The organism is Mycobacterium sp. (assembly GCF_035274705.1).
Classification (GTDB): Bacteria; Actinomycetota; Actinomycetes; order Mycobacteriales; family Mycobacteriaceae; genus Mycobacterium.
Window position 1 is genome coordinate 36,132 of record NZ_DATENY010000059.1, and the last position, 25,780, is coordinate 61,911.

The 25,780-nt window shown below is 64.6% G+C and carries 24 protein-coding genes; 11 read left to right on the top strand and 13 right to left on the bottom strand.

Translation table 11 applies throughout. The annotated features are described in order from the left end of the window. Positions 1-42 precede the first annotated feature (42 nt). The 3 genes from VJV41_RS13725 to VJV41_RS13735 are packed head-to-tail and all read right to left on the bottom strand — an operon-like array spanning position 43 to position 2,629. Positions 43-1,050 carry a dihydrodipicolinate synthase family protein gene (locus tag VJV41_RS13725; protein ID WP_325334560.1) on the bottom strand — a complete coding sequence of 336 codons (1,008 nt, stop codon included), beginning with the start codon at positions 1,048-1,050 and terminating at the stop codon, positions 43-45. Positions 1,051-1,060: 10 nt separating this feature from the next. Further along, entirely contained in the window at positions 1,061-1,858 is a 798-nt protein-coding gene (locus VJV41_RS13730) for an SDR family NAD(P)-dependent oxidoreductase (protein WP_325334562.1), read from the bottom strand. 9 nt (positions 1,859-1,867) lie between these two features. Further along, complete coding sequence (locus VJV41_RS13735) at positions 1,868-2,629, bottom strand: crotonase/enoyl-CoA hydratase family protein (RefSeq protein ID WP_325334564.1); 762 nt, start codon at positions 2,627-2,629, stop codon at positions 1,868-1,870. A gap of 210 nt (positions 2,630-2,839) precedes the next feature. Between VJV41_RS13735 and VJV41_RS13740 the strand changes: the two genes are divergently transcribed. Continuing rightward, positions 2,840-3,616, top strand: a complete 777-nt coding sequence (locus VJV41_RS13740) for a TetR/AcrR family transcriptional regulator (protein WP_325334566.1) — start codon at positions 2,840-2,842, stop codon at positions 3,614-3,616. Between the two features lie 77 nt (positions 3,617-3,693). Here the strand turns inward: VJV41_RS13740 and VJV41_RS13745 are convergent, their stop codons facing one another. The 3 genes from VJV41_RS13745 to VJV41_RS13755 form a co-directional block, all read right to left on the bottom strand. Next, positions 3,694-4,869, bottom strand: coding sequence for a thiolase family protein (locus tag VJV41_RS13745; protein ID WP_325334568.1), 1,176 nt, complete (start codon positions 4,867-4,869; stop codon positions 3,694-3,696). 76 nt (positions 4,870-4,945) lie between these two features. Beyond that, positions 4,946-5,818: an enoyl-CoA hydratase/isomerase family protein gene (locus VJV41_RS13750; protein WP_325334570.1), complete on the bottom strand. Its 873-nt coding sequence runs from the start codon at positions 5,816-5,818 to the stop codon at positions 4,946-4,948. After that, a complete protein-coding gene (locus VJV41_RS13755; protein ID WP_325334572.1) occupies positions 5,815-6,612 on the bottom strand; it encodes a FadR/GntR family transcriptional regulator in 798 nt (265 codons plus the stop codon). Before VJV41_RS13755 ends, VJV41_RS13750 begins: the two co-directional genes overlap by 4 nt. A 109-nt stretch (positions 6,613-6,721) precedes the next feature. On the opposite strand from VJV41_RS13755, the gene VJV41_RS13760 reads away from it, so the two are divergent. The 6 genes from VJV41_RS13760 to VJV41_RS13785 are packed head-to-tail and all read left to right on the top strand — an operon-like array spanning position 6,722 to position 13,718. Next, positions 6,722-7,540, top strand: a complete 819-nt coding sequence (locus VJV41_RS13760) for an enoyl-CoA hydratase/isomerase family protein (protein WP_325334574.1) — start codon at positions 6,722-6,724, stop codon at positions 7,538-7,540. A 33-nt stretch (positions 7,541-7,573) separates the two neighbouring features. Further along, complete coding sequence (locus VJV41_RS13765) at positions 7,574-8,386, top strand: enoyl-CoA hydratase/isomerase family protein (RefSeq protein ID WP_325334576.1); 813 nt, start codon at positions 7,574-7,576, stop codon at positions 8,384-8,386. Further along, positions 8,383-9,165: an enoyl-CoA hydratase/isomerase family protein gene (locus VJV41_RS13770; RefSeq protein WP_325334578.1), complete on the top strand. Its 783-nt coding sequence runs from the start codon at positions 8,383-8,385 to the stop codon at positions 9,163-9,165. Before VJV41_RS13765 ends, VJV41_RS13770 begins: the two co-directional genes overlap by 4 nt. Further along, positions 9,165-10,634 carry a class I adenylate-forming enzyme family protein gene (locus VJV41_RS13775; RefSeq protein ID WP_325334580.1) on the top strand — a complete coding sequence of 490 codons (1,470 nt, stop codon included), beginning with the start codon at positions 9,165-9,167 and terminating at the stop codon, positions 10,632-10,634. Before VJV41_RS13770 ends, VJV41_RS13775 begins: the two co-directional genes overlap by 1 nt. Next, positions 10,631-12,193: a class I adenylate-forming enzyme family protein gene (locus tag VJV41_RS13780; protein ID WP_325334582.1), complete on the top strand. Its 1,563-nt coding sequence runs from the start codon at positions 10,631-10,633 to the stop codon at positions 12,191-12,193. Before VJV41_RS13775 ends, VJV41_RS13780 begins: the two co-directional genes overlap by 4 nt. Beyond that, positions 12,186-13,718: a class I adenylate-forming enzyme family protein gene (locus VJV41_RS13785; protein WP_325334584.1), complete on the top strand. Its 1,533-nt coding sequence runs from the start codon at positions 12,186-12,188 to the stop codon at positions 13,716-13,718. Before VJV41_RS13780 ends, VJV41_RS13785 begins: the two co-directional genes overlap by 8 nt. Here VJV41_RS13785 and VJV41_RS13790 read toward each other — a convergent pair. The 5 genes from VJV41_RS13790 to fabG all read right to left on the bottom strand — a co-directional run bounded on the left by VJV41_RS13790 (position 13,677) and on the right by fabG (position 18,762). Beyond that, the gene (locus tag VJV41_RS13790) at positions 13,677-14,861 is read right to left on the bottom strand and encodes a CoA transferase (RefSeq protein ID WP_325334586.1); all 1,185 of its coding nucleotides are present in this window, start codon (positions 14,859-14,861) and stop codon (positions 13,677-13,679) included. The two genes, VJV41_RS13785 and VJV41_RS13790, sit on opposite strands and share 42 nt — an antisense overlap. Continuing rightward, on the bottom strand, positions 14,861-15,541 hold the full coding sequence (locus VJV41_RS13795; RefSeq protein ID WP_325334588.1) for a GntR family transcriptional regulator: 681 nt from the start codon (positions 15,539-15,541) through the stop codon (positions 14,861-14,863). Before VJV41_RS13795 ends, VJV41_RS13790 begins: the two co-directional genes overlap by 1 nt. Positions 15,542-15,543: 2 nt before the next feature. Further along, positions 15,544-16,737 carry an acyl-CoA dehydrogenase family protein gene (locus tag VJV41_RS13800; RefSeq protein ID WP_325334590.1) on the bottom strand — a complete coding sequence of 398 codons (1,194 nt, stop codon included), beginning with the start codon at positions 16,735-16,737 and terminating at the stop codon, positions 15,544-15,546. Next, on the bottom strand, positions 16,734-17,954 hold the full coding sequence (locus tag VJV41_RS13805; RefSeq protein WP_325334592.1) for an acetyl-CoA C-acetyltransferase: 1,221 nt from the start codon (positions 17,952-17,954) through the stop codon (positions 16,734-16,736). Before VJV41_RS13805 ends, VJV41_RS13800 begins: the two co-directional genes overlap by 4 nt. 67 nt (positions 17,955-18,021) lie before the next feature. Next, positions 18,022-18,762, bottom strand: coding sequence for a 3-oxoacyl-ACP reductase FabG (gene fabG / locus VJV41_RS13810; RefSeq protein ID WP_325334594.1), 741 nt, complete (start codon positions 18,760-18,762; stop codon positions 18,022-18,024). Between the two features lie 168 nt (positions 18,763-18,930). Here fabG and VJV41_RS13815 point away from each other — a divergent pair, with 168 nt between their 5' ends. After that, entirely contained in the window at positions 18,931-20,091 is a 1,161-nt protein-coding gene (locus VJV41_RS13815; RefSeq protein WP_325334596.1) for an acyl-CoA dehydrogenase family protein, read from the top strand. Next, the gene (locus VJV41_RS13820) at positions 20,088-20,909 is read left to right on the top strand and encodes a mycofactocin-coupled SDR family oxidoreductase (RefSeq protein ID WP_325334598.1); all 822 of its coding nucleotides are present in this window, start codon (positions 20,088-20,090) and stop codon (positions 20,907-20,909) included. Before VJV41_RS13815 ends, VJV41_RS13820 begins: the two co-directional genes overlap by 4 nt. Before the next feature lie 26 nt (positions 20,910-20,935). On the opposite strand, the gene VJV41_RS13825 is transcribed toward VJV41_RS13820, so the two are convergent. Both VJV41_RS13825 and purU read right to left on the bottom strand, forming a co-directional pair. Further along, positions 20,936-21,388, bottom strand: coding sequence for a MaoC family dehydratase (locus VJV41_RS13825; RefSeq protein ID WP_325334599.1), 453 nt, complete (start codon positions 21,386-21,388; stop codon positions 20,936-20,938). A gap of 20 nt (positions 21,389-21,408) precedes the next feature. Continuing rightward, positions 21,409-22,311: a formyltetrahydrofolate deformylase gene (gene purU / locus VJV41_RS13830; RefSeq protein WP_414684950.1), complete on the bottom strand. Its 903-nt coding sequence runs from the start codon at positions 22,309-22,311 to the stop codon at positions 21,409-21,411. A gap of 532 nt (positions 22,312-22,843) precedes the next feature. On the opposite strand from purU, the gene VJV41_RS13835 reads away from it, so the two are divergent. Then, positions 22,844-23,596, top strand: coding sequence for a hypothetical protein (locus VJV41_RS13835; RefSeq protein ID WP_325334603.1), 753 nt, complete (start codon positions 22,844-22,846; stop codon positions 23,594-23,596). After that, on the top strand, positions 23,593-25,740 hold the full coding sequence (locus tag VJV41_RS13840; protein WP_325334605.1) for an Rv1355c family protein: 2,148 nt from the start codon (positions 23,593-23,595) through the stop codon (positions 25,738-25,740). Before VJV41_RS13835 ends, VJV41_RS13840 begins: the two co-directional genes overlap by 4 nt. The last annotated feature ends 40 nt before the right edge of the window (positions 25,741-25,780 follow it).

The window sequence follows — 25,780 nt, forward strand, 5'->3', positions numbered from 1 at the left end:
GGTAGTGTTTTCCGCAATGGCCCGAACGGTGCCGTGGCCACGCTATTCGTCGATCAATCCGAGGCGCTGATAAGCGGTGCGAATCTGCGCCCGTCCCTCCTCGGGCAGCTCTGCTTGCGGGGGTCGCGAGTGGGGGTAATCGCCGACGGGCAGACCCAGCAGAGAGGCCGCGTATTTGAATGCGCCACCCCAGTGCGTGAAGTAGTCGGGCCGCCCGGGATAGCAAGTGAACCACGACCGCATGTCGACACCGAACTGGTCCAGTCCGGACTTCTCGGCGTAGTCCATCGCCTCGATCAGCTTGTCACTCCACACCAGGTCCCAATATTCGGAAAGTATTGGCTGCTGCGGGGTTTCGTACAGGTAGCCGGCAGTGCCCAACTGCGCCGGACCGACGATCCCAGCGCGCAGCCAGCCGGCCCGGTAGACGGTGGTGTCGCACTCCCAGATCACCAGTTCGGGCGCGAGCTCGTGCAACATCCGGCTCGCGGCAGGCCGGAATGCGCCCTCCTTGGTCGCACAGACGGCAGGGATTTCGTCATAGATGCGTGCACTTTCGGCGGGAGTCAACACGTATCCGGACGACGGCGAGTTGAACATGCCGAGCGCGATGTCGGTGCGGTCGGCGATGTATCGGAAAAATCGTAAAACTCCGATTCCGCCGTGGGCCTCCATCATCGGCGTCTGGATGTATACGACATCGGCGCCGGCCTCTTCGGCATGCCGCGTCAACTCCAGGCAATCCTTGGCCGACATGGCGGCGGTGCACGCCTGCACGACGACATCGGGATTGGCGGCACGCCCCTCCTCAATCGCCACTTCCAGCAAGCGTTTTCGCTCATCGAGCGTCAGCGACCAGAACTCGGCTATGCCGCTGGTGCACCACAGCATCGGGTGATGTAGCTCGCCGACGCAGTAGCGCACCAACGTTCGGTAGGCGTCCCAGTCGATGTCGTCGCCGTCATCGCCGCAGAACGGTGTGTAGAGGCTATTGCCGATTCCGCGCAACGTAGACCGTGCCCAGACGCGAGCTTCCTTGGCAATCGCCATAATTCACTCCTTAGGTGAAGTCACTACCACCGTCGACGTTGATGTTGGCACCCGTCATGTACGAATTGCGCCGCGACGCGAGAAACGCCACGACCGGCCCGATTTCGTCGGGCAGGCCGGCGCGGGGCAGATGCGCGGGGTGCCCGAAATGCTTGTCGATCGCGGCCATCAGCGCGTAGGGATCGCTGCCGTCAACGCCGACGGAGGCAGCCCATCCGACCAGCGCCTCCGACGCGATGCTGCCCGGTGAGACGACGTTGACCATGATTTCGTCCTTGGCCAACAGCAGCGACAAGTTCTTGGAGATGCTCGTCAGCGCCGCCTTGGCAGCCGTGTAGGCGGGCAGGATGACAGTCTGACGCTGGGTCGAGTGGGCCGAGAAGTTGACGATTCGCGCCCACTCGGCCTTTCGCAGCAGCGGCAGCGCCGACCGCACACAGTGCACCATGCCCATCACGCCGTCGTCGAAGGCCTGCCGCCACTGGTCGTCGGTGAGGTCTTCGAACGTGCCGATACCGCCCGGTCCAACCGCGTTGACGAGCGCATTGAGCTCGCCGCCCCAACGCTCGCTCAGCTCGGCGAACACCCGCTGCACGTGTTCGGCGTCGGTGGTGTCGGCCACCAGGCCAATGGCATCGGGGCTTCCGCGGTCCGTCAGCTCCTTCGCCGCCTGCTCGAGCACATCCTTCGTGCGGCCGACAAGGGCCACTCGCGCGCCGTCTTCAGCGAAGCAGCGCGCGGCGGCCAATCCCATGCCGCGACCGCCGCCGACGACGACAGCGGTGGCCTCCCTCAGCCCGAGATCCATGCGGCGTCTCTACGTGCCCGTCCATTTGGGTTGGCGCTTCTCGGCGAACGCGATGGCGCCCTCTTTGGCGTCGTTGGATGTGAAGATCGGAATGATGTGTTCGAGCTGCTTCTTCCACATCTCTGCTTCACTCCAATCCGCCGACTTGAGCATGATCTCCTTGGTCGTCGCGACCGCCAGTGGCCCGTTGGCCGTGATGCGCTCGGCGAGTTCGATCGCCCCGGCCAGCGCCTCGCCGGGTTCGGTCACGACGTTGACGAAGCCCCACGCCTCGCCTTGCTCCGCGGTGAAACTGTCACCGGTCAACGCGAGTTCGAGCGCCTTCTGGTACGGGATTCGTTTCTGCAGGCGCAGCAGTCCGCCGCCCGCCGCTACCAGGCCGCGCTTGACTTCTGGGATGCCGAACTTGGCGCTGCGTGACGCCACTACGAGGTCGGTGGCCAGCACGACCTCGGTGCCGCCGGCCAATGCATAGCCCTCGACGGCGGAGATGAGCGGTTTGCGCGGCGGCCGTTCGGTGAAGCCGATGCCGCGGCCGGGGATCGCCACTACCTCACCCGCGGCGAAGGCCTTCAGGTCCATGCCGGCGCAGAAGTTGCCGCCCGCGCCGGTGATCACCGCCACGGACAGGTCCGCGTCCTGGTCCAGTTCATCGACCGCGTCGGCCAGGCCCTGGCTCACCGCCAGGTTTACCGCGTTCCGCGCGTCCGGCCGGTTGATCGTGATGACAAGCACGCGCCCTTGGCGCTCCGTGAGAATTTCGTCCGACACCCTTGACCCTTCACCTTCCGCACATTTTGCTAGAAACGCTTACTATAGGCCTTACAGTAGAAGAGCGAGAAGGCGGAGGGGCCACCGACGGGATGGTTCCCGGTAAGGTTGACGGTAACGGCCGAGCGGCGACACGCATGCGAAGACGCAGTTCAGACGGTAGCTGCCGGTAGATTCGAGTCCACCAAACGTTGATGGAGGTGCCATTTCGTGGCCAAGCAGGCAACCGCTGAGAAGCGTCAGCGACGCGAACGCGGGTCCATCAATCCCGACGACATCATCAAGGGCGCATTCGAGCTCGCAGAAGAGGTTGGCATCGACAACTTGAGCATGCCGCTGCTCGGTAAGCACCTCGGCGTCGGAGTCACGAGCATCTACTGGTACTTCCGCAAGAAGGACGATCTGCTCAACGCGATGACCGACCGCGCGCTGCGCCAGTACGTCTTCGCGACGCCCTACGTCGAGGCGAAGGACTGGCGCGAGACGTTGCGCAACCACGCGCGCACGATGCGAAAGGCCTTCATGGGCAACCCGATTCTGTGCGACCTGATTCTCATCCGGTCGGCGCTGAGTCCGCGGGCCGCGAAGCTTGGCGTTCAGGAAGTGGAGAAGGCGATCGAGAGCCTGGTCGAGGCGGGACTTTCACCCGAGGACGCATTCGACACCTATTCCGCCGTGTCGGTTCATGTCCGCGGATCGGTGGTGCTGCAGCGGCTTCGGGAGAAGAACCGTGCGGCCGACGAGGGTCCTAGCGACATCGACGAAACGTGGACGATCGACCCGGAATCCACGCCACTGCTGGCTCAGGTGACCGAGAAGGGCCACCACGTCGGCGCGGCCGACGAGAACAACTTCGAGTTCGGGCTCGAGTGCATCCTCGACCATGCGGGCCGGCTCATCGAAGGCGGCGCGAAGCAAGCGAAGTCCCCGCGAAAGTCGACCAAGGCAGCGGCCTCACGCCCACGAAGCAAGGCCGCCGCGCGCTAACTACTCACGGCGAGCAGACGCAAAAGTCCCCCGACACGCTGAAAAATGGGGCCCTTTACGTCTGCTCGCGCTACGAACTAGACCTCGATGACGACGGCGCCGCCCTGGCCGCCACCGGCGCACATCGCCGCCACGCCGATGCCGCCGCCGCGCCGCTGCAACTCGTAGATGAGCGTCGTCACCATCCGCGCGCCCGATGCGGCGATGGGATGGCCTAGGCTGCAACCACTTCCGGAGAAGTTGACCAACTCCTCATCAAGCCCGTACTCACGGCAGGCAGCGATCGGCACGGATGCGAAGGCCTCGTTGATCTCCCACAGCGCGACGTCCGACGGCTTCAGCCCGGCGCGCTTCAGCACCTTGCCGATCGCCTTCACCGCGCCGAGGCCGGTGTCCTTCGGCGCGACACCCGCAGCGGCCCAAGCCTTCACGGTGGCCAGCTTCGTCAGGTTCTCCGCGTCGGCGTAGCCGTAATCGACCAGCGCCACCGCCGCGGCAGCGTCGTTGGTTCCGCTGCTGTTGCCGGCGGTGATCGAAAAGCCGTCGATCTCCGGATGCAGGGGCTTGAGAGCGGCCAGCTTCTCGACGGTGGTGTCGCGGCGCGGATGCTCGTCGACGCTGAAGTCGATCACCGAACCGTCGAACTGCTCGACCTTCAGCGGCACGATCTCGTCGAGGAACTTGCCGGCGTCCATCGCCGCGATCGCACGCTGATGTGACCGCGCGGCCCAGGCGTCCATCTCCTCGCGGCTGATGCCGACCGCTTGCGCGGTGTTCCACCCGACCGTGATCGACATGTCCTTTGTCGGCGCGTCCGGCGTCTCGACGTGGGTGGGCGGCATCCACCGCTCCTCGAACTTGAGCTCGGGACCGGGGATGCGCCAGTTCGTCAACGGTGTCATCGACAGCGACTGCACGCCGCCCGCGATGAGCACGCGCTCCATGCCGGATCCGATCTGCGCGGCGGCGTTGCCGATCGCGGTCAAGCTGCCCGCGCAGTGCCGGTTGACCGACTGACCCGGTACCTGTTGCATACCAGTGGCATCGGCCGCATAGCGAGCGAGATCGCCACCACCATAATGCGATTCGGCGAAGATGAGGTCGTCGATTGCGCCCGGGTCGATGCCTGCTCTGCGAACCACTTCGGGTAGCACCGTGGTGATCAGCGTTTCGGGCGGCGTGTTGACCAGCGTGCCCTTGAAGGAGCGACCGATCGCTGTCCTGGTGGCGCCGACGATGACGGGTGTGAGCATAACTAGACCTCGATTTTCGACAGTTCGACGTTACAAAAATAGCAGATACTGTATCGCCGCCAGTAGGTGACGGCGATTACGTCGGTTCGGGGACATGGAAGTGCTCGTCACGCAGCCGGAACGCCTCCTTGGTTCCGTGCTGCGCCCGCGTCTTGACGAAGTTGAACTCGCCGGGCGAGAACTGCAGGTTCGTCCCGTAGGCGTGGAACAGATAGCTGGCCACTTCCTCGCCCTGATACGCCTGGCTCTGTTCGACGAGGCGGAACGCCTCCTTGGCGATGACCACTCCGTCCGCCGGCATCTTCGCGGCTTTCTCGGCCCAGTACCTGGCCCTCCCGGGCACCGATGCGGCATCACAGGTGTCGGTGAAGACGCCGAGGTGCTCGATCGTGCCTGCCTCGATGATGTCGCCGGTCAGCAGCAGTCGACGCGCCAGCACCGGGCCAAGGCGGTGAAAGAACATGTGCAGGCTTCCGAGCGCCGGCCCGAGGAACCGCGTCGCAGGCATCCCGATCTTCGTGTCACGCCCGATGACGGAGATGTCGGTCATCAACGCCATCTCGAAACCGCCGCCGAGTGCGTAGCCGCTGATCTCCCCCACTGTGACCTTCGGGAAGCCCATCAGGTTGTGATAGAAGCCGAACGATTTGCGGTCCACTGTCAGGCGCCGCCGCTGGCTGGGACGGCTGTTGGCCGGTTTGTCGCGACCCTCGCCGTACCAGCCGTAGGCGTTGTTCATATCCGCCCCGGTGCTGAAGACTCCCCCTTCCCCACGCATCAGCACGACAGTGATGTCGTCGTCCTCAGCGACACGATCCAGATGACGTGCGATCGCGTCACGCATGGCGGCGTCGTAGGAATTGCGCTGTGCGGGGTTGTTCAACGTGATCGTCGCGATCCGTTTGTCGGGATCCACTGCGAATAGGACGCGATCGTCTGACGCTGTCATCTCACGGACTCCTGATGGTTGGTATTCGAAATCAGTTTGGCCTCAATGGTTTTGTCCTTGCCGACAGCCAGGGTGTTGCGCCGCGCCGCGGCCAGATGGTCTTGCGCCAGTCGCACCGCGCGTGCCGAGTTGCCGTCGCGGATGGCATCCAGAAGTCGCCGATGGTCTCGCAACGCTGCTCGCATGGTCTTGCGCTCCATCGGGTCGCCTTCGTCGCTCCACACCGACGATTCATGCGCCGACCAGATCAGCTCGAGAGACCCGATCAGCAGGATCATCGGCTCATTGCCACACCGGGAGACGAGTGCCTCGTGAAACCGCCTTGCGTTCGGCACATATCGCGACACGCTGTCGAACTGCTCGGTCTGGATCGCGATCTCGGCCTCAAGGTAGGGCACGACCTCCGTCATCCGATCCTCGCGCGCGGCACACATGCCGGCGCAGATCGGCTCCAGATGCATCAGCGCGCCACTGACGTCGGCCGGTGTCGCAGCGCGCGTCTGCAACACCATGCTGATCATGTGTGCGGTGCGCTCTGCGGAGGGCAGGTGTACGACCGCACCGCCGACGTTGCCGCGCCGGACGGAGATGAGCCCGTCGGACTCCAGGATGTGGATTGCTTCGCGCACAGCGGGCGGGCTGACGCCGAACTCGGAGAACAAGCTCTCCTGGGTCGGCAGCACGTCACCTTCTTTGAGCCGGCCGGCGAGGATGTCGTCGCGGAGACGGGACGCCACGATCTCGGCGACCCGTGGTTGGCGGATGCGCTGCAACGGCACACTCCGATCCGCCATGCTCACGCATCCTTTCCCCTGAGGGCTTTCCTTGCTAACTTGTACAGGATAGTAATCGTATAGCCAACTGTATGGCTAACCGTATTGCTTTGGAAAGGGCGGGGCTGCGATGAGTGACCAGGCAGGCGACGCCACCGCCGACGGCGCGGTTATCCCGTCCCGGGATGGCGCGGTCCTGAAGATCACTCTTGACCGCCCGTCCCGGCGTAACTCGCTCAGCCACAAGATGATCGACGACTTCGTCGCCATCCTGACCAACGCCGCCACCGACGATTCACTGCGCGCGATCTGGATCGGTGGCGCAGGTGAGGACTTCTGCGCCGGCGCCGACTGGGTCGCCACCAACAGCGGAGGACAACGTCCCCGCACCGGTGACCTCGTGCGGCGCATCCCCCACACCGCGAACAGGGTGATCGAGCTGGTCGCGTCGATCCATCTGCCCGTGGTATGCAGCGTGCGCGGGTGGGCGGTCGGCCTGGGCTGCAACCTCGCACTGGCCGCAGACTTCACCATCGCCGACGGCGGCGCGACGTTCTGGGAACCGTTCGTCATCCGCGGCTTCAGTCCCGACTCGGGCGCCACCTGGCTGCTGCCGCGGCTGGCGGGCCTGACCCGCGCGAAACGCATGCTGCTACTTGGCGAGAAGGTGTCCGGCGCCGACGCCGCAGACTGGGGTTTGATCCATCAAGCCGTGAACCTCGAGGACCTCGACACAACGACCGACACGCTGCTGGCACACCTGGCGTCGGGTCCGACGGTCGCGATCGGGCTGGCCAAGCAGGCCATCCACTACGGTCTGCAGGCGACGCTGGGCCAATCGATGACCCACGAGCTTTCCGACCTCGAAATGTCCTGCCGTACGGCGGATTTCAAAGAAGGTCTCGCGGCATTCCGCGAGAAGCGCTCACCGGATTTCGATGGTCGTTGAGACCCAGACGATCCCGACGATAAGGAAACACCCATGTCCACTGACTCGTACGACACGATCAAGTACGAAGTCGACGGCCATAAGGCCACCATCACTCTGAACCGCCCGGATGCGCTCAACGCCCTTAGCCCGCACATGGTCTCGGAGTTGCGCGCCGCCTACGACGAGGCCGAGAACGACGACAATGTGTGGCTGATGATCGTGACCGGCATCGGCCGCGCCTTTTGTACGGGAGCCGATGTCAAGGAGATCCCCGGGGACGGAAAGGTCATCTACGAGCGGCCATACCTGTCCACGTACGACCAGTGGGAGGCACCGCAGGAAGGCACCCCTCCGTTCCGCCGGATGGCCAAACCCGTTCTGGCGGCGATCAACGGCATATGCTGCGGCGCGGGCCTGGACTGGGTCACCACCGGCGACATCGCCATCGCCTCGGACAACGCCACGTTCTTCGATCCGCACGTCAGCATCGGCCTGGTCGCCGCGCGCGAGATGGTCCGGCTGGCCCGTTCGCTGCCGCGCTCGGTCGCGTTGCGAATGGCGCTGATGGGCAAGCACGAGCGGATGAGCGCGCAGCGCGCCTACGAGCTTGGGATGATCACCGAGGTCGTCGAACACGACCGCCTACTCGAGCGCGCCCATGAGATCGCTGACATCGTGAATTCCAATGCCCCACTGGCGGTCCGAGGCACCCGGCTGGCTATCCACAAAACCCTGGACCTGCCACTGCTGGAGGGCGAGATTCTCGCCGAGACGTTCCGCGAAAGGGTGCTCCGCACCGAAGACGCTCTCGAGGGCCCGCTCGCCTTCGTCGAGAAGCGCGCACCGAATTGGAAATGCCGATGAGTTTCGAAACGATCCTGCTTGACGTCGATGCCGCCGCCCGGGTCGCCACCATCACACTGAACCGGCCGGACTCGCTCAACGCGTTCAACCGGACCATGTGCGAGGAGATGGCCGAGGTATGGCGCATCGTGAAACTCGACGACTCGGTGAACGCGGTGGTGCTGCGCGCGGCAGGCGATCGCGCGTTTTCCGCCGGCCTCGACATCAAAGCGTCTTACGGACAACCCGACAACGTGTGGAACCACGAGGACCCTGGCGAGAAGCTCAGCCCGAAATGGCAGAAGATGTGGAAACCCGTCGTGTGCGCGGTCCAGGGCATGTGCACCGCCGGCGCGTTCTACTTCATCAACGAAGCCGACGTCGTCATCTGCTCCACCGACGCCACGTTCTTCGACTCCCATGTCACCGCGGGCCTGGTATGCGCGCTTGAGCCGATCGGTCTGATGCGCAAGGTCGGTCTCGGCCAGGCACTGCGAATCGCGTTGATGGGCAATGACGAACGCGTCAGCGCGGATACCGCACTGGGGATGGGGCTGGTGACCGAGGTGGTCGCCCGGGGCGCGCTCTGGGCGCGCGCCCACGAGATCGCGTCGACGATCGCGGCCAAACCACCGTCGGCGACCCAGGGCACCGTCAAGGCCATCTGGGAGTCACTGGACAAGCCGTATCGCGCGGCACTCGAGCAGAACCTGATCTACACCCGGCTTGGCAATCCCCTTGGCAAGGCAGAACTCTCCGCCCGGGGCAACGGCGTGTCAGCAAAACCCAGGATCCGCTGATGACACACCCGCTGCGCCGCAGGATCGCCGATGTCTTGGCACTCGACCCGGCGGCTCGGGCGATTCAGTACGAGGGGCGATGGTCCACGTGGGGCGAGCTCAGCGAGTATGCCCGCCGAATCACCGAAGTCGTTGCGCAGCACGGTGCGAATCCGCGGGTGGGAATCATGCTGCGCAACACGCCGATCCACGTCGCGACGATGCTCGGTGTGTTGTTGGCCGGTGGGACGGTCGTGGTCATCAACCCGTCCCGTGGTGACGACCGCACGCGCGCGGACATCACCACGCTGCAACTACCCCTGATCATCGGCTCGTCCGACGACATCGCATCGCTTGTTACGCCGTCGGCCGCCACCACGATCGTGATGATCGGCGATCTCAGCGGGCAACCGAACGTCGCGGCTGCGAACGAACCAGGCGACGACGAAGGCCGGCCCGGCGTCGCGGTGTGGATGCTCACCAGCGGCACCACCGGGCCGCCCAAGCGCGTCGACTTGACCTATGACATGTTGGCGCACAGCGTGATCGGCGACGACCCTGCCTCCTCACGCGCTCCGACGGAACTGCGGCGTGGTGTCGCGATCGTGAACTCGCCGCTGGTGCATGTCGGCGGGGTGTTCCGAGTGTTGTTGTGCATTGCCGAGGCGCGTCCGTTCGCCCTGCTGCAGCGGTTCGAACTCGACCGGTGGGCCGATGCGGTCCGCGAACACCGTCCGCGCGCGGTGTCTTTGGTGCCTGCTGCGCTGCGCATGGTGCTGCATTCCGACCTCACCCGCGAAGACCTTGGCAGCGTCCGAGCAGTCACCTCCGGTACCGCTCCGCTGTCCGCCGAGGACGCCGATGCATTCACCGAGAAGTTCGGAATACCCGTGCTGACGTCCTATGCCGCAACCGAATTCGGTGGCGGCGTGGCCAGCTGGACGCTGGCGGATTACCAGAAGTATTGGCAGTCGAAACGCGGCAGTGTCGGCAGAGCGAATCCCGGCGCCCAGTTGCGCGTGGTCGACGACGACGGCAACGTTCTCGGCCCCGGCGAGCCAGGGCTGCTGGAGGTCAAGCCGGGCCAGCTCGGACCGGATGCCGAGTGGATGCGCACCACCGACATTGCGCGCGTCGACGCCGACGGGTTCCTGTGGATCCTGGGGCGGGCCGACCAGGCGATCATCCGCGGTGGTTTCAAGGTGATGCCCGACGACGTCCGCACGGCACTGGAGAGTCATCCCGCGGTACTCGGTGCCGCTGTTGTCGGCCGCCCCGACGCGCGACTCGGGGAAACACCGGTGGCCATGGTCGAATTGCGCCCACACGCTACCGTCGGGCCCGACGAGCTCACCGACTTCCTGCGAACCCGGCTGGCGCGCTACGAAATTCCCACCGACATCGCGATCGTCGACACCATCCCTAGGACGCCGTCCGGCAAACCCGATCTCGGCGCCGTGCGCGAGCATTTCACACAACCAGTCACATGACGATCGCTGGTGTGCTTCGTGAGCGCAGACAGCGCGGCGATCATCCGCTCCTCGTCTGCGACCACGACCGCATCAGCTATGCCGACGCCGAGCGGCGCTCCGCGGAGCTGGCCCGTGCCCTCATCGCGCTCGGCGTCGGGAAGGGCACACACGTCGGCTTGCTGTACCCGAACGGCACCGCATTCATCGTTGGAATGCTTGCGGCGGCGCGCATCGGCGCCGTCGTCGTCCCCTTCTCCACGTTCGCGACCGCTCCGGAGCTACGCGAACAACTGGTCAGCAGCGACGTCACGATCCTGCTCGCGACGGCGTCGTATCGCTCGCATGACTACGTGCAACGTCTGACGGACGCGCTGTCGCCTGACGTTGAATTCGATAGCGCTACACCTCTGCTCAACACGGCCGCCCCGCAGCTGCGCCACGTCGTCTTCGACATCGATGGACTGTGCGGGCGCGCCGATGCCGTCAGTGAGTCGTTGCTCGCCGCAATGGAGTCCGACGTCGACGGTTGCGACGCATTGGCGATCATCTACACCTCAGGGTCGACGGGAAGCCCGAAAGGGGCGCTCCACACCCACGGTTCCTTGCTGGGGCATCAGCGCAACCTCAACGAGGTTCGCGGCCTGACGGCGACAGACAAGCTGTTCAGCAACTCACCGTTCTTCTGGATCGGCGGCTTCGCTTTCGGGCTGTTGGCCACGCTGGCCGCCGGCTCCACGCTGATCTGCTCGAACGCCACCGACGCCGGCGAGACCCTCGACCTGCTCGAAGCCGAAAAACCCACCATCACCAACGGTTTCGCCGCGGGCATCGCGCATCTTGCCCGGCATCCGAGCTTCGCCCGCCGCGACCTGTCGTCGATGCGGCGCGGCAATCTTTATCCGACCATGGCCCCGGTCGCACGCCCTGCCGACCCGGAACTGCGGCACAACATGCTGGGCATGACCGAAGCCGGCAGCGTGCTGCTCATCAGCGGCGATGAAACCGACCAGCCGGAGCACCGGCGTGGCTCCTACGGCCGCCTCGCGCCCGGGTTCGAAGGACGGATCGTCGACCCCGACACAGGCCGCGACGTGGGGCCGGGTGCCGTCGGCGAATTGTGTATCCGCGGGCCTTACCTGATGCAGAGGTACTACGGCCGTAGCCGCGAGGAATGCTTCGACGCCGATGGCTGGTTCCACACCGGTGACCTCGTGCGCGCCGATGCCGACGGATTCTTCTACTTCGTCGGTCGCGCGGGATCGATGATCAAAACCGCGGGTGCCAACGTGTCGCCCGGCGAGGTCGAAAAGGTGCTTGCCAAAGTCCTTGCCGATTACGGCGCGACGGCGCACGTGCTGGGCCTTCCGGACTCAGAACGAGGGCAGCTCGTGGCCGCCGTCGTCGCGGTCGATGCCGACACGCACGTTGACGAGACCGAGGTCCGCGAGGCTCTGCGTCGGGAGCTGTCGGCGTACAAGATTCCGAGGCGGTTAGCGGTGATCCGGCGATCCGACGTGCCGCTCTTGTCCAGCGGCAAGATCGACATGGCCGGTCTGCGAAAGCTTTTCGATGCCTGACACCGTCGCGCATCTGATTCGGACCTGCGCAGGACGGCACTCCGCCAAGCCGGCCGTCATCGATCCGAGCGCACGGATCACCTACGGCGAGCTAAACACCAGCAGTCGCGCACTGGCTGCCGGGTTCGTCGGCGCCGGCGTCGGCAAGGGCTCACGGGTGGGCCTGCTCGTGCCCAACGGCATCCCGTGGGTGCGAATCGCCATTGCGCTGGTGCGGATTGGCGCGGTGCTCGTCCCGCTGAGCACGCTTCTGCAACCTCGCGAATTGCTTGCACATCTGCGTACGGCATCTGTGCAGCAATTGATCTCGGTGCCGGAGTTCCGCGGGCATCAGTACCTCGACGACCTGGATAGGGACCAGCTTCCTGCGCTTCGCAACATGTGGGTGGTCGATGACGGCTGGCAGCTGGCCGGCAACGCCGCCGCCGGTCAGGTGGCAGATGCGTTGTCGGCCACCGTCCGACCGAGCGATCCGCTGGCGGTGATGTTCACCTCGGGCAGCAGTGGCGCACCCAAGGGCGTCATCCACTCGCACGGCAACGCGTTGGGCGCTGTTCGGTCCGGGTTGGCGGCTCGCCGGATCGACGCCGATACCCGGCTGTACCTGCCGATGCCGTTCTTCTGGGTAGGCGGATTCGCGGGCGGCCTGCTGTCAACGCTGGTGGCCGGTGCGACATTGGTGACCGAACCCATCCCGCAGCCCGAAGGGACGCTGCGGCTGCTGGAACGGGAACGCGTCACCTTGTTCCGCGGCTGGCCCGATCAAGCCGAGGCGCTCGCCCGGCACGCAGCGGACGTGGGTGCCGACCTTTCGAACCTACGGCCAGGCAGTCTGGACGCGCTGCTCCCAGAAAGACTGCGGTCGCGGCCGGGGGCTCGAGCCACACTCTTCGGGATGACAGAGTCTTTCGGCCCGTACTGCGGCTATCCTGCCGACACCGACATGCCCGAATCGGCGTGGGGAAGCTGCGGAAAACCGTTCCCCGGCATGCAGGTTCGGATCGTCGACGCCGACAGCGGCGAGCCGATACCGGCAGGCGAAGTGGGTATGATCCAGATCCGCGGGCCACACGTGATGCGGGGCGTATGCCGGCGCAGCCGCGAGGAGCTCTTCACGGCCGACGGCTTCTATCCCACCGGCGATCTCGGACACCTCGACGCCGACGGCTTCATGTTCTACCACGGCAGGTCCGACGACATGTTCAAGGTCAGCGGGGCCACGGTGTACCCGCGCGAGGTCGAGGACGCCCTGCGAACGATCGACGGCATCACCGGGGCGTTCGTCACCAACGTCTCCGGCCGCGTCGGCGCAGCCGTCGTGTGCGAGCGCGGAACGACTGTCGAAGCGCTGCGCACGACGGCAAGATCGTTGCTCAGCGCCTTCAAGGTGCCTGCGGTGTGGCTGCTTCTCGACACCGACGATGACGTCCCGCGGCTGCCGACGGGCAAGGTGGACGTGCGCGGCCTTCGTGCGATGCTCGCCTCAGACGATTCCGCGCGTCCGCAGCCCGGCGATCTCGTCTGAGCCATAGCCGATTTCACCGAGGATCTCCTCGGTGTGCTCGCCAAGCAGCGGAGCGCGCCTGCGGATGGTGCCGGGTGTGGCTGACATGCGAAACGGCGTCTCGATGATCGGCACCCCGCCGGAAACCCCAGGAAACGGCATGCGCTGGAGATAGCCCATCGCCTGCACGTGCGGGTCGTCGAGCACATCCTGCGTCGAATGCAGGGGCGCTGCAGGCAGTTTCGCGGCCTCGAGCCGTTGCAGGACGTCGGCCTTGGTCTGGTCGGCGCACCATTCGGCCATGATGTCGTTGAGGACATCCCCGTGCTCCCACCGCAGATCGTCGTCGGCAAACCGCGGATCATCGAACAAATCCTCACGCCCAACCAGGCGGCACCACCGCTTGAACATCGGCTGACCGGCCACCTGCAACAGCACCCAGCCGTCGTCTTTTGTCCGGTACAAATCGCACGGCGCCACCGACGTTCCGCGGTTGCCCATCCGCGGTTTGTCGATGCCGCGCAGCTCGCGTTCGATCAGGAAGGCGTTCGAAAGCATCATCGCTGTGGGCAGCAGCGCGCCCTCCACATGCTGCCCTTCCCCGGTCTTGTCGCGGTGATACAGCGCCATCATCACCCCGATCGTCAGGGTCAGCGCCGTGCCGAAGTCCGCGTAAGGCACGACCGTGCGGATCGGCTGGTCGGGCAGCCCCTGCCGGTAGACCGCGCCGGACATCACCTGGCCGGCGCCGTCGAACCCAATACGGTCGCTGTACGGGCCACCCTCGCCGTACGCGGTGGCGCTCGCGAGGATGATGTCCTGCTTGACAGCGCGCAGCGTGTCGTAATCCAGTCCGCTGGCGCGCATCCCGGCGGCCGGCATGTTCGCGATGACGATGTCGGAGTGCGCCACCAGTTTTCGGGTGATCGCCGCGCCCTCCTCCGTCGTCGAGTCCAGAGTCAGAGATCGCTTGTTGCGGTTGCACTGCAGGAAGGTGCCGCCCTCACCACTCTCGGTGACCGACTGCACCCAGCGGTCCTCGCCGCCCTCCCGCTTTTCCACGCGCACCACGTCGGCACCCATGTCGGCCAGCAACGCGCTGCACCACGGTGCGGCGATGAATCTGCCGTAATCGAGAACGCGAACGCCGTCAAGCACACCCATTAGCGCCCACCGTTCTCGACGACACCGAGGCGGTTGAGATGGTCGATCAGCGGAGCAGCGCCTGCAGCCAGGTGTTCGGCCATCTCTGTGCGGGACAGGTTTTCGTCGTGTTGCTCCAGTGCGGCCAACAGCCGTCGATGGTGCTCCATAGACTTCTCGGGCCAGCCTTCAATGGTCGGGAACACCGATTCCGGTGCGTAGCGGGTGATCTGGGACATCAACTGCGCGAGCTTGGGTGAATCGGCTGCGACGTTGATCGCCTTGTGAAACTCGTGATTGAGCTGCACCGCGCGCTCGTCGTCGTCGCTGGCGTACGCGTCCTCCAGTTCGGTCTGGATCTTTTCGAGCTCCCGCAACTGGTCGTCGGTGATGTTGGCTGCCGCCCGCGCCGCGAGTTCACCACCGATATGGGCCTGCACGTTCGACACATCGGTGAGGTCGCGCCCAGTCACCGGAACGACTACGAAGCCGCGCCGCGGCTGCTGTGAGAGCAGACCTTCTGCGCTCAGGACGAAGAGTGCTTCACGCACAGGCGTGACACTCACACCGAGTTCGACCGCCAACTGGTCCAGGCGGATGTACTGCCCAGCGGTGTAGGTGCCGTCGAAGATCCGCCTGCGCACGTACCGCGCGACGTCATCGGCCAACTGTGGCCGGAACGCGAAATCGGGTGCGGTCATTGTCAGATCCGGTAGTCGGCGAGCAGGCGCTTGCTGATGATGTTCTTCTGGATCTCGCTGGTGCCCTCGCCGATGAGCAGGAACGGCGCGTCGCGCATCAGCCGCTCGATCTCGTATTCCTTCGAGTACCCGTAGCCGCCGTGAATCCGGAAGCTCTGCTGGGTCACCTCCGAACAGAACTCGCTCGCCAGGTACTTGGCCATTCCGGCGGCGACGTCGTTGCGCTCACCCGAGTCCTTCAACCGGGCCGCGTTGACCATCATCAGGTGCGCGGCCTCGACTTTGGTTGCCATTTCGGCCAATTGGAACGCGATCGCCTGATGCTCGGCGATCGGCTTGCCAAAGGTCTGACGCTGCTGCGCGTAACGCACGGCCAGTTCGAACGCGCGGATGCCCACCCCGCACGCTCTGGCGGACACGTTGACCCGCCCGACCTCGATGCCGTCCATCATCTGGAAGAAGCCCTGACCCGCCACTTCGCCCAGAATGTCCTCGGTGCGGGCCACGTAGCCGTCGAAGATCAGCTCCGTGGTATCGATGCCCTTGTACCCGAGCTTGTCGATCTTGCCCGGGATGGTCAGCCCCGGCGCGACTTCCCCGAAGCCGACCGGCTTTTCGATGAGAAATGCGGTGAGATTGCGGTGCGGCTTGTCGGCGCCCTCGTCGGTGCGCACCAACACCGCCACCAATGTCGAGCTGCCTCCGTTGGTCAGCCACATCTTCTGACCATCGATGGTGTAGATGCCGTCGGCGTTGCGCTTGGCTCGGGTGCGGATCGCCGCGACGTCGGAGCCCAGTTCGGGTTCCGACATCGAGAACGCGCCACGCGTCTCGCCGGTCGCCATCCGCGTCAGGTAATGCTGCTTCTGTGCATCGGTGCCGTGCTGGCGCAGCATGTACGCGACGATGAAATGGGTGTTGAGCACTCCCGAGATGCTCATCCATCCCCGCGCGAGTTCCTCGACACACAACGCATACGTGAGCAGCGACTCCCCCAGCCCGCCATACGATTCCGGGATCATCAGCCCGAACAGGCCCATCTCTTTCATCGCGTCGACGATGGCCTGCGGGTAGGTGTCGTCGTGTTCGAGTTTCTGTGCGTTCGGGATGACCTCTTTGTCGACGAATTGGCGTACCGTGGCTAGGATTTCGGTTTGAAACTCGGTGAGTCCAAGTGTCTGGGCGAGCTTGGTCATGCGCCGATCCTTTCGAATACGGCGGCCAGGCCTTGGCCGCCCCCGATGCACATGGTTTCCAATCCGTAGCGGCAGCCTCGGCGGTTCAGTTCGCGCGCAAGCGTGGCAAGCATCCGGCCACCCGTTGCGCCGACCGGGTGACCGAGCGAGATCCCCGAACCGTGCACGTTCGTACGGTCGAGATCGGAGGCGGTGAAGTTCCACTCCCGCATCACCGCGAGGGCCTGTGCGGCGAACGCTTCGTTGAGTTCAATCAGATCGAGAGCGGATAGTTTCAGGCCCGCCTTCGCAAGGGCTGCCTCGGTTGCCGGCACCGGACCGATGCCCATGATGTTCGGTGCCACACCGGCCGACCCCCACGAGACCAGCCGGACCAGCGGTGTCAGGCCGAGTTCGTCGGCCTTCTGCGGTGTGGTCACCACACACATCGACGCGGCGTCATTCTGCCCGCTGGAATTGCCTGCGGTGACCGTCGCATCCGGATCATCAGCGAGCAGGACCGGTTTCAGCTTGCTCAACGACTCCACCGATGTGTCGGCGCGCGGATGCTCGTCGGTGTCAATCAGTTCTTCGCCCTGGCGGGTGCGTACCGCGACCGGAATGATCTCCTCGGCGAGAATTCCGTCTTTCTGAGCGGCCACGGCGCGTTGATGCGACGTGACGGCAAGCTCGTCCTGCTCCAACCGTGAGATTCCGTACTGCCTGCGAAGGTTCTCGGCGGTCTCCAACATGCCGCCCGGTACGGGATAGTGGCGCCCTCCTGCGGTGGTCCGGCCGCGCGAAAGCGAGTCGTGGAGCTTCACACCGTCGCGGGGGGGTCCCCAGCGGATATCAGTCGAATAGAAGGCGACGTTGCTCATGCTCTCTGCGCCGCCGGCGATCACAATGTCGTTGTCCCCGTTGGTAACCTGCAAACATGCTTGGATAACCGCCTGCAGGCCCGATCCGCAGCGGCGGTCGACCTGCATGCCAGGCACCGTCACCGGCAACCCGGCATCCAGCGCCACCACACGTCCGATCGCAGGCGCCTCGCTGCTGGGATAGCAGTGCCCGAGGATCACGTCTTGCACTGCGGCAGGGTCGATTCCGGTGCGCTCCAACAGACCTTTGAGTGCAGCGACACCGAGGTCGACGGCGGTCAACGATTTGAACATTCCGCCGTAGCGGCCGATTGGTGTCCGAACTGGTTCGCAGATAACGGCTTCACGCTTACTCATGCCTCGGCTCCCACTCGCTCCGGTCCTCGCTGCGCTGCGATCCTCACTCACGCTCGCCTTCGGAAGCTCATACGTGCCGCCCGCCAGTGACCTCGAGGACGGTTCCCGTCATGTACGACGACAGATCACTGGCGAGGAACAACGCGACGTTGGCCACCTCGGCCGGCTCACCGGCTCGGCCCATCGGCACCTCGGCCAACTTCTGATCCCAAATGTGTTGGGGCATGGCCTCAGTCATCGCAGACCTGATCAATCCGGGTTGGATCGCATTGACCCGCACCCCGAGGTGCGCGAGTTCCTTTGCGGCGGCCTTCGTCAAGCCGACGATGCCGGCCTTGGCCGCCGAATAGTTCGTCTGGCCGACCAGACCGACCTTGCCCGAGATCGACGACATGTTCACGATCGCTCCGCGCTTGTTCTCGCGCATGATCGCGGCGGCCGCCTTGGTCCCGTTCCAGGTGCCCTTCAGGTGCACGGCGATGACCAGATCGAACTGTTCTTCGGTCATCTTGCGCATCGTCGCGTCGCGTGTGATGCCGGCGTTGTTCACCATGATGTCCAGACCGCCGAACCGCTCCACTGCTGCGCCCACCAAGGCTTCGACCTCGTCGGCCTTGGTCACGTCGCAGCGCACGGCGAGCGCCACTTCGTCGCCCCCAAGCTGCTTGGCCGCCGTCTGCGTCGCGCCGAGGTCCAAATCGCCCAGAACCACCCGCGCGCCCTCGGCGACGAACCGCTCCGCGATCGCCAACCCCAGCCCCTGCGCACCGCCGGTGACGACGGCGGTCTGACCGGACAGCAATGACACCTGATCACCCCTTTTCGCTGGTCGGACCCTGGTAGGGGCCCCATCAGTCGAACATCATATTTCATATATGATTTCCCGGACCGTTGGCCTCGCGAGCAGACACAAAAGCCCCACTTTCCGCGGCGTGTCGGGGCTATTTCCGTCTGCTCGCGCTGAAAGAGGAGCGCGATGACCACCGAAGTCAGCGACGACGACTTCCATGAGATCCTTGGCCAGACCCGCCACTTCGTCCGCACTGCGGTCGTGCCCCGTGAACAGGAAATCTTGTCCGAGGACCGAGTTCCCGATGACCTACGCGAGCAGGCAAAGAAGATGGGGCTTTTCGGCTACGCGATCCCTCAGGATTGGGGCGGCCTCGGGCTGAACCTGGCTCAGGACGTCGAGTTGGCGATGGAGCTCGGGTATACGTCGCTGGCGCTGCGGTCGATGTTCGGCACCAACAACGGCATCGCCGGACAGGTGCTCGTCGGGTTCGGCACCGACGAGCAGAAAGCGCGCTGGCTCGAGCCGATGGCGTCAGGCGACGTGGTCGCATCCTTCGCGCTGACCGAGCCGGGCGCTGGATCCAACCCGTCGGGTCTGCGCACGAAAGCCGTGCGCGACAGCGGTGATTGGATCATCAACGGGCAGAAGCGGTTCATCACCAACGCGCCCGTCGCCGACCTGTTCATCGTGTTCGCACGCACCCGGCCCGCCGACGAAAACGGCCCCGGCATCGCGGTTTTCCTCGTGCCCGCAGACACAGCAGGAGTCGCGGTCGGTGTCAAGGACGCCAAGATGGGCCAGGAAGGGGCATGGACCTCCGACGTCAGCTTCGACGACGTCCGCGTTCCCGACGCGGCGCTGATCGGCGGTGCCGAAGACATCGGCTATCGGGCCGCCATGATCTCTCTGGCGCGCGGCCGGGTCCACATCGCTGCACTGGCCGTCGGAACTGCTCAGCGCGCCCTCGACGAATCCGTCTCGTACGCTGCGACCGCGACGCAGGGCGGCATCCCGATCGGCGACTTCCAACTCGTGCAGGCGATGCTTGCCGATCAGCAGACCGGTGTGCTGGCCGGCCGCGCCCTTGTCCGCGACACCGCACGGCTCTGGGTCAGCGGCGAGGACCGCAGGATCGCGCCGTCGGCCGCCAAGCTGTACTGCACCGAAATGGCCGGCAAGGTAGCCGATCTCGCGGTGCAGATCCACGGCGGCAGCGGCTACGTGCGCGAAGTGCCCGTCGAGCGGATCTACCGGGACGTCCGCCTGCTGCGCCTCTACGAAGGCACGAGCGAAATCCAGCGGCTCATCATCGGATCGAATCTTGTTAAGGCGGCAAAGAAATGAGCGGACGGCTCACAGGCAAGGTGGCTTTCATCACCGGGGCGGCGCGGGGTCAGGGTCGCGCGCATGCCGTGCGGATGGCCAACGAGGGTGCCGACGTCATCGCCATCGATATCGCCGGCAAGCTTCCGGCATGTGTTCCTTACGATCCAGCCACTCCCGAAGACCTCGCCGAAACAGTGCAGCTCGTCGAAGCCACCGGACGCCGCATCCTTGCCTCCGTCGTCGACACCCGCGACTTCGACGGGCTTCGAGAAGCCGTCGACAATGGCGTCGCCCAGCTTGGCCGGCTCGACATCATCGTCGCTAACGCCGGCGTCTCCGCTCCCCAGATCTGGAACGAGATCACTCCCGAAGACTTCCGCGATGTGACGGACATCAACGTGATCGGCACGTGGAACACCGTCATGGCCGGGGCGCAGCAGATCATCGACGGCGGCCGCGGCGGGTCGATCATCCTGATCAGCTCTGCCGCGGGAATCAAGATGCAGCCGTTCATGATTCACTACACCGCTAGCAAGCACGCGGTCACCGGGATGGCCCGTGCATTCGCAGCCGAATTGGGCAAGCACTCGATCCGCGTCAACAGCGTGCACCCGGGGGCGGTCAACAGCCCGATGGGAGGTGGCGACATGATTGCCGCGATAGGGCGCACGTTCGAGAGCAATCCCCAGCTGGCGCAGATGATCACACCGCTTCTTCCCACCTGGGCGGCCGAGCCCGAGGATATCGCCGACGCGGTGTGCTGGCTGGCCAGCGACGAATCGAAAAACGTTACGGCTGCGGCAATTCCGATCGATCAGGGAATGACGCAATACTAACGAGCTGCCCAGCTCGCGAGGAAATCTCAGCCGATGAAACGGACGATCGACTCGGCCACCGCTGCAGGCTTATCCGAACCGTCGATTTCGACGGTCACCGTCACGGTCGCCTGCACGCCGCTGTCGAGCTGATCGACCTTGGCGATCTCGCCGCGTGCCCGGATCTTTGATCCCACCCGCACCGGGGTGATGAACCGAACTTTGTTGTAGCCGTAGTTGATCGCCATCGTGATGTTGTCGACGGTGTAGAGCTGATGCGTGAAATGCGGCAGCAGCGACAGAGTCAGCAGGCCGTGCGCGATCGTTCCGCCGAACGGCCCGTTCGCCGCCCGTTCCGGATCGATGTGAATCCACTGATGGTCGTCGGTGGCGTCGGCGAACAGGTTGACGCGGTCCTGCGTGACCTCCAACCAGTCGGTGGGACCGAGCTGGCTGCCCTCGGCTGCCACGAACTCGTCGAGCCCCTTGAACTTCTTCACCACTGCTCTCCTTACCCGCTCTAGAACACGACCGTCTGGTTGCCGTATCGAATGATGCGATCCTCACAGTGCCATAGCACCGCACGGGAAAGAACAAGGCGTTCGACGTCGGAACCCAGCCGCACCAGGTCCTCCACGGTGTGCCGGTGGTCCACCCGCACCACGTCCTGTTCGATGATCGGTCCCTCGTCGAGGTCCTCGGTTACGTAGTGCGCGGTCGCGCCGACCAGCTTGACGCCGCGCTCCTTGGCCCGCCGATACGGGGCGGCGCCGATGAACGCCGGCAGAAACGAATGATGGATGTTGATCAGCGGACAGCCCACTTCGGCCAGGAGTCGCGGAGTGAGGATCTGCATGTAGCGGGCCAGCACCACCAGGTCGACGTTTCCGCGGAGCAAGTCGAGCTGGCGCTGTTCTGCTTCGGTCCTGTTGTCCTTGGTCGCCGGCACATGAAGGAACGGCACCCGGAACGGGCGGACCTGTTCGGCGAGATCCGGGTGATTGGAAATCACCATGACAACCGACATGTCGAGCTCGCCGCGACGGTTGCGCCACAGCAGATCGAGTAGGCAGTGGTCCTCTTTGGACGCCATGATGGCGACTCGTTTGGGTTTGGAGGCCTCGGTCAGCCGAAAGTCCATGTCGAACCGAGACGCAACCTGAGCGGAGAAATCGCGTTCAAGGGCGTCGCGCGCCGCGGTCAGGCCTGGGAGATGGAAGATCGTCCGTTGCATGAAGGTGCCGCCGGACTGCAGGGTGGAGTGCTGATCCAAGGACACGATGTTTGCCCCTGCGCCCGCGAGGAAACCGCTGACCGCTGCGACCAGTCCCGGTCGGTCGGCGCAGCGCAACAAGAGCCGGCCAACATCCTTCACGAGCAACCCCCCGCCGCCCGCCCGCGGGTATTCCTCTTTCACCTGCATCAGGGTGTCACTCGCAGGTTGCGACGGTCGGCAAATCCGTACTTATGACCTGAGCGCGGCAGGCCGCCGCGTGAGCCGCACATGCAACGACTGCCCCTTTTGGCACGGTGTGGACGGGCATCCGACTTTCCAAGCAGCCATCTACCTCGCCGGCCCCACCGTGCGCAGGGCTATACCCAGCCGAATTATGGAAACTCACCGGACGGATAGCGAAACAATGCCCGAAATCCCAACGCAGCCGCCAGGCAATTTGCGAGGCTGGCGCTGAGTTCGCCGATCCGATAAAATAGCGGCGTTAACCAGTAATTACTGGCGCTCATGGAGTTGCCGTATCGCATTTGGAGAAGTCATACCCAATGCATCATTCATGCGCCAAAATCTGTTTTCGAGACAAGATCGCGCCGCTAGCTAGAAACTGAGTGACCTGTGGCGAGATACTGATCTTCGCGTATTCGCATACCGGCCGGATGCGGATACCCGGCAGTCGCCGCGACAGCTTGTTTCGCCCGGCTGCCCGACAGATGGGACAACGATGACCGTTCCTCAGCTGGACGCCACAATCTGCCCCGAATACCGGCTGGCTGGAAACGTCAGCTTCTGGGATTCGGATGCCGCATGCACGGTGGTGATGTCACAGCCTACGGTGGACCCCGATCTCTGGCACGAGTACCTGCGCGGCGCCGAGCGCAGCTATCGCAGGCATGGCGTGGAATGTGCACTGGATATCGCCGCAATCCGAAGCGGCGACGATACGAGCCTGTTCTGGGCGACGATCGACACCGCCGGTCGAGTCGTAGGCGGCCTTCGGGCGAAGGGTCCACTGAACTGCGCAGACGATTCACATGCCGTGATCGAATGGGCCAAGCAGCCGGGCCTATTGAAGGTGCGAAAGATGATCGCCGACAGACTGCCGTTCGGTGTCCTCGAAATGAAATCGGCATGGGTGGCCGATGATTTCGATCGCAAACACTCGCTGACCAATATCATCGCTCGCCTGCCACTCCATTCGACGGCAGTCCTCGGTGTGCAATTCGCGCTGGCGACGGCCGCATCGCATGTGATCGCTCGATGGGTCGCCTCGGGCGGCGTGGTGGCATCGCGTATCCCTGCGACTCCGTATCCAGATGACCGCTACCGCACAAAGGTGATGTGGTGGGACCGCCAGACGTATGCCAACCACGCTGAGCCAGGACAAGCTTCGAAGACCGTTGTGGAGATCAAGACGCTGAACGAGCAATTGGATGAACTCGACGAGGTGGCCACACCCCAAGTGAGCTCCGTGTGAGTTCCGGTGTCACCGATGGTGATCACACCGCACTGATCCTTAACCCCGATGATCCGCACGATCGCCACGTCCTCGACGAACTCCGGGCAGATTCGCGGATCGATTTCATCGATACGCGGAGCCAGCAGGCCGCCAGCGTTCGGCGTCTGCGTCCTGCACGCGACTCCGATCTGCTCACCGAACCGATGCAGTGGGCGTATTACCCCTGGCGCCGAGCAGTTGTCAGCGTTCTCGGCCGTCGCGCGTTTGAGGCTGTCCGACTGGACCGCAACAGAAACCTGATCACCTCCGGCGAACAGGCCCGGCTCCGAAAACTCCGGGTCGGCATCGTCGGGTTGAGCGTTGGCCACGTCGTTGCACATGCGCTTGCAGCGCAAGGATTGTGCGGTCACCTTCGACTTGCCGACTTCGATGATCTGGAGCTGGAAAACTTGAATCGAGTACCGGCGACGGTGTTCGACCTCGGACTGAACAAAGCTGTCGTCGCCGCCAGAAGGATCGCCGAAGTCGACCCCTACATCGACGTGCAAATAGTGACATCCGGAATCACGGCCGAGTCCATCGATGAGTTTGTCGAAGGACTGGATGTCGTTGTGGAGGAATGTGATTCGCTGGACATCAAAGTCCTCGTGCGTGAAGCCGCACGGGCCGGGCGTATTCCGGTGCTGATGGCGACGAGTGACCGTGGGCTCACCGACATCGAACGCTACGACCTCGACCACGCGCGCCCCATCCTGCACGGGTTGCTGGGCGATATGGATGCCGCAGCGCTGGCGGGCCTGACGAGTCGCGACAAGGTTCCCCATGTGCTTCGCATCCTCGACGGCGCACAACTGTCAGCCCGGACGGCGGCTTCGCTGGTCGAGGTCGGCGAGTCGCTATCGACATGGCCACAGCTGGCAGGCGAGGTCTACATCGGTGCGAGCGTCATCGCCGACGCCGTCCGGCGAATCGGGCTCGGGGAGTCACTGCCGTCGGGCCGGGTTCGCATTGACATCGGCGACACACTCGAGACACCCGAGGCACCAACCGCACCAAGCGGTTTCCGCCCCTCGATGCTCGACGACCGATCCAAGACTGAGCCGACAGAACCGGCCGAGATCGTTGCAGCGGCGGCGAACCGTGCCCCGTCAGGAGGCAACTCGCAACCGTGGCGGCTATACGTGCAGCCGGACTCGGTGAGCGTGTCACTGGCGCCGGAGCACACATCAACCATGGACATCGGATACCGAGGCAGTGCGGTCGCCGTCGGGGCCGCGATCTTCAACGCACGGGTCGCGGCCGCGGCGCACGGCGTCCTCGGTGCGGTGAGCTTCCGCGAAGACGACGAGTCGCCGTTGCGCGCGACGGTGCGGCTGGACGGACGTCGCGATCCCGAACTTGCGCAGCTGTACACGGCAATGCTTCGCAGAGAAACAAACCGCCACCGCGGAATGCGCAGCCAGATCCCCGATCACACCGTCGAGGCGCTGACGGCTGCTGCCCTGCGCGAAGGCGCACGGCTGCACCTGATGGCTTCGCGAGACGACATCGGCACCGCCGCAGACATCCTCGCCACGGTCGACCGTATCCGCTACCTCACTCCCCGCCTGCACAAGGAGATGTTCTCGGAGATTCGCTTTCCCGACGACGAATCGCCGGAGACGGGTATCGACGTCCGAAGCTTGGAACTCGATCCGACGGATCTCGTCAAGCTGGACATCTTGCGACGGCCGGAGGTCATGGAATTTCTGGCGCGATGGGGTGGCGGCGCCGCGCTCGGCGACGACACCCGCGAGCGAGTTCACTCATGCGCGGCCTTGGGCGTGGTTTCGGTTACCGGCCAGACGTTGACGGATTATGCGCGGGGCGGCTCAGCCGTTGAAGCGGTGTGGATTCGCGCACAGCAGGATGGGCTGGCAATCCAGCCGGTCTCGCCGGTGTTCCTCTATGCCCACGACGACAACGACCTGCATCAGCTCTCCCCTGCCTTCGCTGCAGCGCTACATGACGCGCGGGTCAAATTCCGTAGACTGGCCAGAACACGAGATGACGAGTCCCAGGTGTTGGTGCTCAGGTTCAGCGAGGCGCCCCAAACCACGGTGCGCAGCAACCGACGGAGCCTCCGCTCCTTGCCGATGGCCTCGCAGTCAAGCATGGAGTGAAATTTGCCGCGCAGCCTGGAACTGGTGGTCACCACCGTCG